The following is a 14231-nucleotide window of genomic DNA, read 5'->3' as shown; positions in this document are numbered from 1 at the left end:
ACTGTCTTAGAGGAACTTCGGCCTCATGGAAAGCAACTTCGCAAGAGGTAAACTGCGGTATGGCATATCGCCTATCTCGGAAAGAACCCGTTCATTGAGCTCCTCAGCAGTCATTTCGACCTTCTTTGGCTTCTTTGGTTCGGACTCAGCACGGATGGTCACGTTGACATTACCACTTTCCACTTCAGAATCACCGATAACTGCTACGTATGGAACCCATTCCCGGCCTGCATCGCGTATCTTCTTACCCACGGTTTCCTCACGGTCATCAATATCCACACGACACTGAAGAGCATCTGCAACCTCATTGGCAAATCCCATATGCCTTTCAGCAATAGGAATAACACGGACCTGTGTTGGGGACAGCCATACAGGGAAGTTTGGAACCTTACCAGCTTCTGTATCCATTGCTGCCTTTTCAAGGAGGGCATATATACACCTCTCAATTGCCCCGCTTGGGCAGCAGTGGAGGACAACAGGATGCTGCATCTCACCATTGGAATCAGTGTAATTGATATCATAGCGCTCTGCATTTTCCACATCGATCTGCACGGTAGACAATGCACTTGCCTTTGCTGTAGCATCCACGAAATTGAACTCGAACTTAAGGACGAAATAGAAGAACCTTGTATCCCACATTTCCACAAGGACAGGCTTGTCAACCTTTCTTGCAAGGTCTGTGATAAAGTCCTTGTTGCCTTCATAGAAGTCACGTGTAAAGCGGATAGCAACTTCAAAGTCACTTACATCAATACCGATCTTGTTCAGCGTATCAATGCACATGCTATACTGCTCACCGAACTGGGACACAGAACCTTCCATGTCCGGACAGAGCGTGTGCATGTCCGGCATTGTGAAAGCACGCAATCTTCGAAGTCCCACGAGCTCACCACGCTGTTCCTTCCTGAAACTGTATCTGGTAAGCTCGATCATCTTAAGAGGAAGATGCCTGTAGGAGATCGTCATGTCATGGTTCATCAGGAACTGACCGAAACAGGCAGCAAACCTGAGGAACATGTGACGTTTGTCGGACTCAATAGAATACTGACGTGCAGGGAACCTGTCAAGATACTTCTTCAAAGTAGGATGGTTCATATCATACATCAGCGGGGTTTCTACCTCCATTGCACCGATCTTTGCAGACTCATCGAGAACGAAATTCTCGATAAGTGACTTCATCAACCTTCCCTTTGGATAAAAACGCATATTACCGGAATCAGAACCTGGCTCATAATCTGCGATCTCAAGCCTGCGCATCAGCTCCACATGAGGTGGGGCCTTATCGATATTCCTGTTCTTGGTAATTTCATAATCCACAAATTTTTTGAGATTATCGTAGCCAGTAAAATCAAAGCCTTCTGCTTCATGAAGCTCTCCATCAGGAGTAAGGATGCGCCAGTAGGACTTTGCGGTGCTTTCTGCTTTCAGTGCTTCAGAGACAACTTCATCCTTCTTCTCTTCAACTACAACCGCTTCACCGCAGGTCGCAGACTCTTCCGGCCTGATAGTACGAGAAAGTTCAGAGAGCGGATGGCCTTTACAGCTGATACTGAATGCCTTATACCAGCCGAATGGGGCCCTCATGACATTATACTTGCCAGAAAGCTCTTTTTCGATGCTCTTGAGCACAGAGACCGCTACCTTCGGAGATGAAAGATCGGAGCTCAAGTGTGCATAAGGATAGACCATCACACTTTCAGCTTTTACCTGAACTGCTACCTTCTCTATTTCAGCAACAGCACGCTCAACTACCTGCTGCGGATCAGCCTCATCGAAACTCTCAACGGCCATGAATGCCGTAAGTGCTTCCTCAAGACGGCCCTGCTTGAAGGACTCCTCGATCTTTTCGGCCACAGGAGTGCTCTTTTTTACCTCATATTCAATGTAATCTGAATGGATAAGTAATAACTGCATGATCTCACCGGTTGAATAATCCTGTGCTTTAATTAAACCAATCCTTATTAACCTTTTTCAAGTAAGTGGCTCGGAAACAAAACTTGAATAAAAATTAAAGATGGATTTACTCTTCTTCTGTCTGTTCTTCTTCAGCTTGCCTTATGCCTACTTGCTCAGCTTCAGCCTTATCCTGACACTCCACATAGACGCGGTAGGCTGCCACCAATGAGCCCAGAAGTATCGGGGCTGCAAAGAAACCGGCAATTCCCCCGACAAATGCACCACCAAGGAATGTAACCATAATAAGGAACGGATGAATGTGAGATTTTATACCTGCAAGATATGGACGCAGGAACAATTCAGGTGGTACATAGATGACGATCGAACATATAACAAAGAATGTCAGAGCACTCTCAAGTCCAAGGTTGAAATAGCGTACAATGGAAAGAACTACCAGTACCATGTAACCGGCAAACATAGGTATCGCAGATGCAACGAAGATAAGGGTTGCCAGCGCAAGAACATGTGACAGACCAAATGCATAGAACACGATAACAGAAAGCGTACTTACTGAAAGTGCAGCATACGCATTGCCAATGAACACACCGCTAAGGATCACATCCATGTGATGGACATACCTTTTGACAACATTCTGATCCCCGTCCGGAACGATCCTGAGCATTGAACGGTAGAGCGCATCACCGTCTGCAAGAAGGAAGAAGCACATAAAAATCGCGATCAAAAGATTGATCATGAACATAGCGATCCCACGCGCATAGGAAACAAATACAAGATTGCCAAGAAGAGGCAGGACAGAGAGAGATGAATCCCATATAGTCTGCTGTATCTGTTCATAGTATGCCTGAGGTATATTGAGATTGCGTACAAAATCGAACAGAGATCCAAGTACAGCAGATTGATTCTCGGTTATCCAGATTATCTGGTTAGCGATCTCGACAATACCCATACCAAGTATCAGAATAATAGGTGCCACAATGAACATCGTAGCAATGAAAGCACCCATATGACGTTTCTTCTTCAATGGCATATAGATAGGACGTGCTATATATGCAAACACAAGGCCAAGCATTATACCATCAGCAAGCGGCAGTAAGATATAAACAAAAGTGGAAAAAAGTATAACTAAAGCTATGATTACAAGGACCTTCCATCTGGAACCGATCTGCCGGGACAGCTCATTCGATATATCTGTGACCATCAAACACACGTACAGTAATTTTAACGAATAATAATATTATTTAGCATATAATATAACTGTAACACACTATTAATACTTCACTCAAAAGACGTTCTTCTTGCTGACCTTCCATCCAGTTTAAGAATATCGGAGAGAAGCCTGTCCGAATATTTCAGGACAACACAGGCATCCGTACACCTGCCACACCGTATGCAAGCATCACTTATGAACAACTTCCCCTTTTCAGATCCAAGAGTAATGGCATTCACAGGACAGACCTTCAGGCATATGCCACATTCCGTGCACTTGTTTATGCGCATCAGTTGTTCTGCTGTCCTTTTGAGATATTCCCTTGCATCATCCTCAGTTCTTGCAGTAACCTTGAGACTTCCGGAAGAGAAGAATTTTATCGAATCCCTGCCCGTCCTGACAAGCAACATGCCAAGATCTTCTGAGAGAACTGTGGTCCCAATTATATTCAACACTGCAGCAGCCTCGCTTAAAAGCACTCCACTGACAGCTGCTTCAACGGTGTAACCGCCTTCCCTGCAAGGAGAAAAACCTGAAGTGAGAATGATAGCAAAATCCTCATCCACCCGGACCTGTTCAGTCTCAATTCCAAGCTCCTTAGCAAGATTTACCATCTTAGGTGGTAACTCCTTCCAGCGCCACAACCCATGCTTCACATAATCGTCCGAAAGGCCTCTGGAACGTGCCCATTTCAATAGATAGTCGTTCCACCTACCATACATCGAGGGATGGATCTCACGCAATCTTTCATACTCTGCAGAAAGTTCCGCAGGGCACAGGTAGCAGCCCACCCGCTCAAAGCCTGTATCGTAGAGAGGATTGTACTCCAGCCCGCGCCAGTGTATGTAGAGCCATACCTCAATAGCACGCCAGTCCCTTATCGGGAAAATGTTCAGCTGGTCGGGAACAAAGGGATTCTTTTCACTGGCAGCAATATTGGCCCTTGAGAACGACTCATGTTTGCGCTTTCCATCAATGGTCAGGCACACACTACCATTTTCAGTACAACGATCGATTATACTTCCGGCAGGAGCAAGTTTACAGACCTTGCAGCACCAGCGGAAATCTTTTGCAGGAGGACCGAAACTTTCAAGATTGTCCCAGAAAGCATTTCCTGCTTTTGCTTCGATAAGTTCGATACCCCGTTTTTCACAGTGGTCGTGCACAAAATCTACTGTTTCCGGAAACTCTATCCCCGTGTTCAGGAAGAAAGCGCTCACATCCCGGTTCTTAAGAGCACTCAATGTAAGGTCCAGGACCACAAGACTATCCTTTCCTCCACTGAAAGACACATGTACAGGTAGATCGCGGTATTCTTTCTGGTTTGCAATACCCTTGATGGTGTTCATTGCATTTTTCCCAAACTGCCTGAGGTGAGGCAGATTGGCCTTTATCACATCATCCATCACGGATATCCTTTGATTCAGCACCATAGTGTTGGTCAGGATCTTTCTTACCCGAATAACCGGACCTTCGATATGCCCCATGTCATCACTGTTGCACAAAGCAATACCAGAACCAACGAGATTACCTGACACCACAATGACAGGATCGCCTTTTTTGATGTCATTACTAAAGTGCTCCAGCATCTCTGCCTGCACTTTCTTGCCATTGAGATGGGACCTCGTCTTCTTCAGAATAACCGTCCTGCTACCGGTCACCGAATGCAGTAACTGTGCACCAGTTGCAGATGGCTCGAATCGATAAGCCATCACATGCATGTCATAGAACAACACACCAATTTTCAGCCCGTCAACGATCACCTCATCAGTCTTATCGTCCCCGGGGATCTTGTTCAAAAGGACCATATGAAGACCAATGGGATCACAATCATATTCGGACAACAGCAGACCCCCAAGTACCTCACGTTCATAGGGCGAACAGAAACGTATGTCACCTGAACCTGAAAGTTTCACTTCAAGTATCTCACCATCACATGAATCACATTTTGGTTTGATAAGGGGTATATTACATTCCTTACACCAGAAGATACGAGGATTATCGTGCCCGGCAGGTTTCCTGAAACCCTTTTTATGATCTCGAACACCTTTTTTAGAAGGACTTTTGTGCATCCGGGAATCGGCCTTTTTTAAGTGCATTGCCATAAAAATAGGACTTGATGTTCATAAATACTTCCATGAAATATCCATAAGATCGACACTTGAAAGATATCCAAATCTACAATTCTCGATCGTTGACAATGACAGAAATTAAAAAGAGAAAATGCAGATCAGTATGACCTGCTGCAAATTTTCCTTATTTTGAAAGGTGATCGTCGATGGTCTGTGCAGCCAGTTTGCCTGCACCCATTGCACTGATAACTGTAGCCGCACCGGTCACAGCATCTCCACCTGCACATACACCTTCAAGGGATGTCATACCAGCCTCGTTCACAACAATGGTACCCCATGGGGTGACCTCGAGACCTTTTGAACCGTCGAAGATTATCGGGTTAGGTGAAGTACCGATCGCAATTATCACGATGTCTGCATCGATCACATGTTCGGAACCTTCCACCGGCACAGGTCGCCTGCGGCCTGATTCATCCGGCTCGCCAAGCTCCATCTTTATACATTCCACACCATTGATGGACATGTTCTCACCCTCAAGGATGCGAACAGGGTTGTTCAGAAGACGGAAGACGATACCCTCTTCCTTTGCGTGCTCGATCTCCTCGCGCCTTGCAGGAAGTTCTTCATCACTGCGCCTGTAAACAATGCTGACCTCATCAGCACCAAGTCTTAAAGCACTGCGTGCTGCATCCATTGCAACATTACCCCCACCTACTACGATGACATGGCTGCCGCACTTGATAGGAGTGTCAAATTCAGGGAAACGGTATGCTTTCATCAGGTTCACACGTGTCAGGAACTCATTTGCGGAGTAAACACCATTCAGGTTCTCTCCTTCGATACCCATGAACTTTGGAAGACCTGCACCGGTTCCAAGGAAAACTGCATCAAACTCATCCTCGAGCTGGTCAAGGGTCTTTATGCGACCGATCACATAGTCGACCTTAAGCTCTGCTCCGAGCTTCATGATGTATCCGACCTCTTCCTTCACGATCGCCTTTGGAAGCCTGAATTCAGGGATACCATAGATCAATACGCCGCCGGCCTCATGCAAAGCTTCGAACATGGTTACAGAATAACCTGCCTTTGCAAGATCTGATGCTGCAGTAAGCCCGGCAGGACCGGTACCTACGATAGCCACTTTCTTGCCGGTTGGCTCAGCAACAACTGGATCCTTTACACCAGACTCACGTTCACGGTCCGCACAGAACCTTTCAAGGCGTCCAATAGAAATAGGTTCGCTCTTCTTGCCGAGGATGCAAAGCTTCTCACACTGCTCTTCCTGAGGGCAGACACGGCCGCATACTGCAGGAAGGGTGTTCGTTTTCTTGATCACACCGATAGCTTCCTCGAAATTACCTTCTTTCATCTTTGAGACAAAACCAGGAATGTCGATGTTCACAGGGCAGCCTTCCACACACTTTGGTTTTTTGCATTCGAGGCAACGTTCTGCTTCAAGGATAGCCTGCTCTTCGGTATAACCTAATGCAACCTCCTCAAAGTTATGGATGCGCTCATCAGCAGGCTGCTCCGGCATTTCCTGTGTTACTGACATTTGCAATCATCCCCGCAACCTTTTTTGTAATTCTCAAGAGAGTCCATTTCCTCTTTGCGATACAGTGACAAACGGCTCATGAGAAGGTTGAAGTCCACATCCTTTGCATTGAACTCAGGACCATCCACACATGCGAACTTGGTCTCACCGGCAATGTTCACACGGCATCCGCCGCACATACCGGTACCGTCCACCATGATCGGGTTAAGGCTTACAATGGTCTCCACATCATAAGGATCGGTGACACCTGCAACTGCACGCATCATAATAGGAGGACCAATAGCTACTATCCTGTCGATCTTCTCATCACCGTCGAGAAGTTCCTTGACAAGGTCTGTGACAAAACCGTGGTGACCTTTAGAACCATCGTCCGTTGCCACAAGAAGTTCGTCACTTACAGCCTTCATCTCATCTTCGAGGATAAGCAGGCCCTCATTGCGTGCGCCAATTATGGAGATCACCTTGTTGCCGATCTCACGGTATGCCCTGGCCTGAGGATAAACAGGAGCAATGCCAACTCCCCCACCTACAAGAACTACAGTGCCGATCTTCTCGATCTCGGATGCTTTTCCTAAAGGACCTACGAAGTCCTGAAGCTCATCCCCTGCAGCCATCTTAGCAAGCTGTTTTGTTGTTTTCCCCATCTCCTGGAAGATAATGGTGACAAAACCCTTGTCGGTATCATAATCTGCAATTGTCAGAGGGATCCTTTCGCCCTCTTCATCAATACGAAGAATAATGAACTGACCGGCCTTTGCAGCCGCAGCCACATCAGGAGCCTCGATGTTCATCAGGTGCACATCCGGCACCAACTGACGTTTCTCTACTATTTTGTATGCCATTAGATCACTTTCATAATACAATAGGAAGTACGCGTACTTTTCACCAATATATTAATGTTACCCAAGAAATATTCATCTTATTTTAAGTTTTCGGTCCAAAACAGAAAACATAACCAGAAGGCGTGTTCTTGAGAGAATTACAAGATGAGCTGGAGTTAGCTAACGGTCATCTAAAGTTAATAAACATTTGTAAAAATTAGAAATTTTTACCGGCATAATTTGCCGGTAAAATTGTACGCCCGAACCGGGATTCGAACCCGGGTCGGAGCCTCGACAGGGCTCCATGATAGGCCTCTACACTATTCGGACATTGCGTTTGATTGCTGTTGTGAGCACACCCTAATACGCTGCCAGGTATATAAGCCTTTCGCGATTTTAGGATGTTTAGTCCCGCCTCCCAGACTCGAACCGGGGACATCGCGGTGCCTGCGCGGTATGTGCGACAAGTCGCATGAACCATACTACAGCCGCGCACTCTACCACTGAGTTAAGGCGGGCCTTCCGCTGAATACAGCATCCATTACACCCCACCACTGTGAGATGCAACCCCTCCATATCCATAATGATACTTATTCTTTTCGCCGCCTGAGCAAAAACAAAGCAAAGAATGGGGTAAATAGCAATGAAAATTACCAAAAAAGAGTGTTAAGTACAAAAGAAAAGAATGCAAAATACAAAAAATGAAAAAAAATGGCAGTTACAAAGCCTGTTCCCGGTAACTGCCCACTTGTAAAAGACTTATCCAGTCCTTCTCAGAAGGTCATGACGTCGCCGTTGACGACCATATCAGTGATCTTTGTGATGTTCTCAAGCCAGTCATCAATGACAACTTCTGCCTCAGACCTTATGTTAGCGAAGTTTGCACCTTCTTCAGGGATAATACGGGCATTTGCAACCAATGGCTGGTCAATGGGCTGCCCTATCTGAGAGAGCAACTTCACATGAACATCGCTGATCTCATCCACTGCACTTACGACATCTCTTGCCATCTGTGTGGACAGGATGTTGTAGATCTTACCAATGTGATTGATCGGATTCTTACCACTTGTTGCTTCCATGCTCATTGGCCTGTTTGGAGTGATAAGACCGTTAGAACGGTTACCACGTCCTACTGAACCATCATCACCCATCTCTGCAGATGTTCCTGTAACGGTAAGGAAAACACGATCGCATCCACCTTTGACATCATCTGCAGTATTGATCTGGGCGAATACATTCCTTTCAGTGTACTTGGTAGCAAGGTCCAGCACATACTCGGTCATCTCTTCCTTTGCACTGATATAATGGTCCATGTCATCAATATGCTTGCCCACCATACCACAGCAGATGGTAAGGGAAATATCGTCTTTGTCCCTCAGGCCCATTACCTTGATATCCTCTCCGATGCCCGGGATCTTCTTCCTTTTGAGATCTGTAAGAAGCTGCCTCTCGGTATTGTAAACGATCTGCTCAAGTTCTGAAAATGGAGCATGCCCTACACCAAATGATGTGTCGTTCGCCATAGGCACGTGGTCCCTCTGGAAAACGTCCCTGAGATCAGAAGAACCGGTTCCAAGCTTACAGTCGATGATCATATCGCGCTCCATATCCATATCAACGATAGTGTTTCGGACATAGTCACGAGCGGCTTCAAGAGCAACTGCCTCAACGGGGATCTCCATACCATCGAATGTCTTGGTTGCTCTTCCTACAAGGAGAGTGTAGATCGGCTTGGTGACCTCTCCACCACCGAACTGAGGGTTGGCCCTTCCTGCAACGATCTGCGTCTCATCGGTGTTGTGGTGAAGGACTGCGCCACACTTGTTGATGTATTCTTTACAGAGGGCACGGCTTACAGCCTCTGCCAGACCGTCACTGATACTGTCCGGATGGCCCATACCTTTTCTTTCTACAAGCTCGATTTCCTGCTTCTCGATGGGGGTCTCGTGAAGGTGTTCAACTTTGATATTTCGCATCATTTTTAGCCTCATTTAATAAGTTTAAGACGAACAAGATTGAGATCCATATAAATTGAATGGTCTTTGGAATTAGCCTATAAGATGAATAAATTATATATAATCGTTACTACTCGAGTTTCATTTAATTACCTCCAGTTATAAAGTCGCGCATGTACAAGAATTATAACAAATGAAAGAACCAAGAAAGGAAGGAAGGAAGGACCATCCATGCAATACTTATAAAGGATAAATGTATTTCAGAACATAATTCCAAAAAAGTTAGACTAATCATCGGCCATCAAAACACCGATCGTTCTGATCTTCAGAAGGACTTCAAATGATACGCATTGCAATACCCAACAAAGGAAGATTACACGACCCCACAGTGGAACTGTTCAAAGAAGCAGGCCTTCCGGTACTCGGAGGATCTAACAGAAAACTGTTCGCAAAGACCACAGACCCGGAGATAACATTCCTTTTCGCAAGGGCTGCAGACATCCCCGAATATGTACAGGATGGTGCCGCAGACGTAGGTATCACCGGACTGGACCTCATATCAGAGACAGATTCCGATGTCGAGATCCTGCTTGATCTGAAATATGGAGGAGCAGACCTTGTACTCGCGGTTCCGGAAGATTCGGAGATCGCATCTTCAAAGGACCTCGAAGGTATGCGGGTCGCAACCGAGTTCCCTGTGATCACAGCCAGATATTTTGAGAACATGGGAGTAAATATAGATATTGTAAAGGTTAGCGGCGCCTGTGAAATGACACCACATGTCGGCATCGCAGATGCAATTGTGGATATTTCAAGTTCCGGAACCACACTAACCATGAATCATCTGAAGATGATCGAAAAAGTATTTACTTCATCCATCTACCTCATAGCCAACCATAAGACTCTGGAAGCAGAGGAGAAGATCCAGCACATCAAGACAGCTCTTGAAAGCGTTCTCCATGCCAAGCAAAAGAGATACCTCATGATGAACGTGCCTTCTGACAAACTTGATACCGTAAAAGAAGAACTTCCGGGACTTGCCGGCCCTACGGTGATGAAAGTGGAATCCAAGAAGGATATCATGGCAGTCCATGCTGTAGTCGATGCCGACATAATATTTGCCACCATAACCCGGCTCAAGGCAGCAGGTGCGTTTGACATACTGGTCGTGCCTATTGAGAGAATGATCCCCTGATGAGGTTACAAGATGAGCTTTGAAGTTATCCCCGCAGTTGACATGAAAGGTGGAAAATGTGTCCAGCTTGTCCAGGGCGTTCCTGGAAGCGAGATGGTTTCCCTTGATGACCCCGTACAAGTTGCTCTTGATTGGGTATCACAGGGTGCAAAGACACTGCACCTTATCGACCTTGACGGTGCGATCGAAGGAACGCGCACAAATGCGCCCATCATCAGGAACATCGTGGAAAAATGCAAGCCTCAGGGGATCTATATACAGGTTGGCGGAGGCATACGTTCCTTTGAGGACGCTGCTGCACTACTTGAGATCGGTGTTGACAGGGTTATCCTTAGCACTGCTGCATTAAAGGATCCAGAACTTATCAACAGGCTTTCCAATGAATTTGGAAGTGATCGCATCAATGTGGCTCTGGATTCAAAGAATGGAAAGATCTCAATTGAAGGCTGGACAAAAGAATCCGAACATACAGCAGTTGAGATGGGATCCATGTTCGAAGATAAGGGAGCAGGCACTATACTGTTCACCAACATCGACACAGAAGGGCTTTTGAGCGGAGTTGACCCAAAACCTACTGAAGAGCTTGTAAATACAGTTAATATACCAGTGATCGCGTCTGGCGGGGTCACAACACTTGAGGACATCGTGACCCTTAAAGACACAGGAGCCAGTGGGGTTGTTGTCGGAAGTGCCCTCTACAAGAAAAAGTTCACATTGACGGAAGCAATAAATACGATCACTGATGAAGTTTAAATACAGATCGGCAAGAGGAACACTATGAGAAATGCAAAGATCGCACGAAAGACAAAAGAGACGGACATTCGGATGGAACTTGACCTGGACGGTAAAGGATCATCAGAGATCAATACCGGGATAGGATTCCTTGATCACATGCTCACGTCCTTTGCAAGGCATGGAAACTTTGATCTGAAGATCGATGCAACCGGTGATCTGATAGTTGATGAGCACCACCTCATAGAAGATACTGCCATTGTTCTGGGCCAGGCGATCGCAAAAGCACTCGGCGATAAGAACGGGATCGCAAGATTCGGAGAGGCACGCATACCCATGGACGAAGCCTTGGCAGATGTGGTCCTTGATCTGGGCGGTCGAAGTTACCTTGTGATAAATGCTGAATTTGGATCACCACGCGTGGGTGAGATGAATACACAGCTGGTCAGGCATTTCTTTGAGTCTTTAACAGAGAATGCAAAAATGAACTTGCATGCAACTGTTACAGGCTACAATGATCACCATAAGATAGAGGCACTTTTCAAAGCCTTTGCCTATGCACTACGCCGTGCAGTAAAAATAGAAGGCGAAGGCATCAAAAGCACAAAAGGTGTGCTTTAAAATCTAACTATTAAGATTTAATTTCCGGGTAAGCCCTGAAGAACAGAGGCTTACTGGAACTTTTCCTTTAACTTTCTGTAGAACTCCTGTTCAATACCCTCGGACCTTCTTGACAGTCTTTCAACTATGAGCTCAGGGGTGCTCTTTGCCACATAGTTATATCTTGGAGTCCTCTCCACGATCAAATTAAGGTCCTTGTCAAGACCACTTGCCTCAATTCCATCAACACGCACAGAGCATTTTGTATTCTCAAGAATTAGCTCCGATAGATGGGATACGAATATAGAGGTACTATTGCTGTTCTCTGAAAGGACCTCAAGAATACCGCCTATTATCTTTGCAGAAGCACCCGGCTCGGTAATGGATTCAAGTTCATCTGCAAGCACGATCTTTGGAGAATCGTTAGCTACTACCGAAAAATCAACAAGTGTGGTTTCAAATGCACCTGCATCCAGTGTTCCCTTGGATTTTCCGAAATAATAGAAACCTTCTGTCAAACCGATCTCAAGATACTTTGCCGGAGTTGGGAAACCCATATGAGCCAGAATTATGCATTGTGCCACCAACTCGAGCATAGACGTCTTTCCACCGGAATTCACACCACTCAATAATACAACACCGCTTTTGTTCCCATCGGGATCACGTGTGGTCCCACCAACTGAATAATCGATAGGAACTACCGAACCATGCCGTGTTTTTATGAAAAGGTTCGTAGCATCTTCAAAGGCAATACCGGAACTGTCGATCAATTCCGGCATCTGGAGATCGAACTCCCTGGCAAAACAACCTATGGAAAAACCAACATCGAAATCCAGGGCTTCACGCACCATTTTTTGTGCAATATCATGATAAGTTGAAAGTGCCTTTGCAATATTGCGTTTGTGTTGGACTTTCTTTCTCTGTATCTGGTTGGATATCTGCTGCTTAAAGGCATAGAGCTGGTCCTGCTGCACTTCCAGCGGATGTGATATCTCATCCGGGAAGAAAGATTCCAGAAGCAATAATTCCCCTTTCTCAAGACAAAGCTCACTTGCAAGCCTTCCCTTTGCCTCCTTTACAACAGAATTATAGGAATGATAAAGCTCCTTTTCAAGCAGGTCCTTTATCTCTATTTTACCATTCATGACCTTCAGCATATCCTGGCCGCTGAGCGTAAGTTTGCTTTGTTCAAGGCAGGAATCAAGGGTCGAGTTTGCATCGGATATTACTTTCGAAACACACTCGTCCACCTGATCAGAGATCAGAACAAGGCGATCGATCGCAGCATCCGACCCGGATTTCACATCCCCGCTACTATCAATAAGAGAAAGTGTGCTTTTGAGATCCTCAAGATCATTGCCCCCGATTTCCTCCACAAAACCGATCCCTGATGTACGCAACATCTGCGTCATGAGGATAGTGCTCTCCAGGGAACCAAGATTCTTTGCGAAGAATGCGATCTCAAGTTCCGGCACCATATACCACATATCAACTTTCTGAATATCTGTCAGAAATTCAGGATCAATGTCTTCAGGGAGATCGAAAAGCATGCACTTGTCATCTGCTGCTACAACATGTGAATAACCTCTTGCGACATCCACAAATTCCCCGCCCCCCTTAACAAGCTGTACATCCATCAGATCACCATATATCTGCTTTGCGACCTCATACTGTTTGCTCTCGGTCGTCAGTATGGCACGATCACGTATCTTTGGGATCGCATATTTGCATTCGAGGGTCTTGATACAAGACAGCAGGGAAATCAGATCCTGATTATCGCCCATTATACGAGCTGTTCCCATATAGCCTGCTGTAGCATTGCGTACTTCCTCGATCTTATCCTTTTTACTTTCCGGATAGGGTATATAGACATGCAGCTTATCCTTTGCATACCTTGTATGGCTGAACTGCTTAATGATATCAAGAAGACGTTCATAGATATCAACACCCTCTTTTGTCTTTAGAAAATCATTCATGGTAACCCCTTCGAGCTGCGCCCGAACCTCATGGACAAGAGAGATAGCATAACGCTGACCGACACCTTCAACTTCGGATATACCTGCAATATCCCCACCCAGAATAGCTTCAAGAGCAGCATCTTCACTGCCAAAATGCTCTTCAAACCTCTTTGCCATCTTCTCCCCTATACGCGGAATATCCTGTAGACCTTTCATAAT

10 protein-coding genes and 2 tRNA genes are annotated in these 14231 nt (G+C 45.8%); 3 read left to right on the top strand and 9 right to left on the bottom strand.

Annotated elements, in window-relative coordinates; translation table 11 throughout:
• Nucleotides 1–6 precede the first annotated feature (6 nt).
• The 8 genes from BMX02_RS01415 to BMX02_RS01380 all read right to left on the bottom strand — a co-directional run bounded on the left by BMX02_RS01415 (nt 7) and on the right by BMX02_RS01380 (nt 9551).
• The gene (locus BMX02_RS01415; protein WP_091688403.1) at nt 7–1914 is read right to left on the bottom strand and encodes a threonine--tRNA ligase; all 1908 of its coding nucleotides are present in this window, start codon (nt 1912–1914) and stop codon (nt 7–9) included.
• Nucleotides 1915–2020: 106 nt separating this feature from the next.
• Nucleotides 2021–3115: an AI-2E family transporter gene (locus BMX02_RS01410; protein ID WP_091688401.1), complete on the bottom strand. Its 1095-nt coding sequence runs from the start codon at nt 3113–3115 to the stop codon at nt 2021–2023.
• Nucleotides 3116–3192: 77 nt separating this feature from the next.
• Nucleotides 3193–5223, bottom strand: a complete 2031-nt coding sequence (locus BMX02_RS01405; RefSeq protein WP_091689062.1) for a phosphoadenosine phosphosulfate reductase domain-containing protein — start codon at nt 5221–5223, stop codon at nt 3193–3195.
• Between the two features lie 157 nt (nt 5224–5380).
• Entirely contained in the window at nt 5381–6751 is a 1371-nt protein-coding gene (gene gltA, locus BMX02_RS01400; protein ID WP_091688399.1) for an NADPH-dependent glutamate synthase, read from the bottom strand.
• Entirely contained in the window at nt 6742–7593 is an 852-nt protein-coding gene (locus BMX02_RS01395; RefSeq protein ID WP_091688397.1) for a sulfide/dihydroorotate dehydrogenase-like FAD/NAD-binding protein, read from the bottom strand. Before BMX02_RS01395 ends, gltA begins: the two co-directional genes overlap by 10 nt.
• A 236-nt stretch (nt 7594–7829) precedes the next feature.
• Nucleotides 7830–7902 (bottom strand) — tRNA-Asp (locus BMX02_RS01390).
• A 79-nt stretch (nt 7903–7981) separates the two neighbouring features.
• A tRNA-Tyr gene (locus BMX02_RS01385) sits at nt 7982–8090 on the bottom strand.
• Between the two features lie 255 nt (nt 8091–8345).
• Nucleotides 8346–9551, bottom strand: a complete 1206-nt coding sequence (locus BMX02_RS01380) for a methionine adenosyltransferase (RefSeq protein ID WP_091688395.1) — start codon at nt 9549–9551, stop codon at nt 8346–8348.
• A gap of 316 nt (nt 9552–9867) precedes the next feature.
• On the opposite strand from BMX02_RS01380, the gene hisG reads away from it, so the two are divergent.
• The 3 genes from hisG to hisB are packed head-to-tail and all read left to right on the top strand — an operon-like array spanning nt 9868 to nt 12075.
• Nucleotides 9868–10722 (top strand): ATP phosphoribosyltransferase, encoded by an 855-nt coding sequence (gene hisG / locus BMX02_RS01375; protein ID WP_091688393.1) that lies wholly within the window; start codon nt 9868–9870, stop codon nt 10720–10722.
• Nucleotides 10723–10734: 12 nt separating this feature from the next.
• Nucleotides 10735–11475: a 1-(5-phosphoribosyl)-5-[(5-phosphoribosylamino)methylideneamino]imidazole-4-carboxamide isomerase gene (hisA, locus tag BMX02_RS01370; RefSeq protein WP_091688391.1), complete on the top strand. Its 741-nt coding sequence runs from the start codon at nt 10735–10737 to the stop codon at nt 11473–11475.
• A 24-nt stretch (nt 11476–11499) separates the two neighbouring features.
• Nucleotides 11500–12075, top strand: coding sequence for an imidazoleglycerol-phosphate dehydratase HisB (gene hisB / locus BMX02_RS01365; RefSeq protein WP_091688389.1), 576 nt, complete (start codon nt 11500–11502; stop codon nt 12073–12075).
• Between the two features lie 50 nt (nt 12076–12125).
• Here the strand turns inward: hisB and BMX02_RS01360 are convergent, their stop codons facing one another.
• Nucleotides 12126–14228: a MutS2 family protein gene (locus tag BMX02_RS01360; RefSeq protein WP_091689060.1), complete on the bottom strand. Its 2103-nt coding sequence runs from the start codon at nt 14226–14228 to the stop codon at nt 12126–12128.
• Between the last annotated feature and the right edge of the window lie 3 nt (nt 14229–14231).

It is taken from the genome of Methanococcoides vulcani, from assembly GCF_900111645.1.
Taxonomy (GTDB): Archaea; Halobacteriota; Methanosarcinia; order Methanosarcinales; family Methanosarcinaceae; genus Methanococcoides; species Methanococcoides vulcani.
Note: the sequence above shows the minus strand (reverse complement) of the source record. Positions and strands in the feature narration are given on the sequence as shown.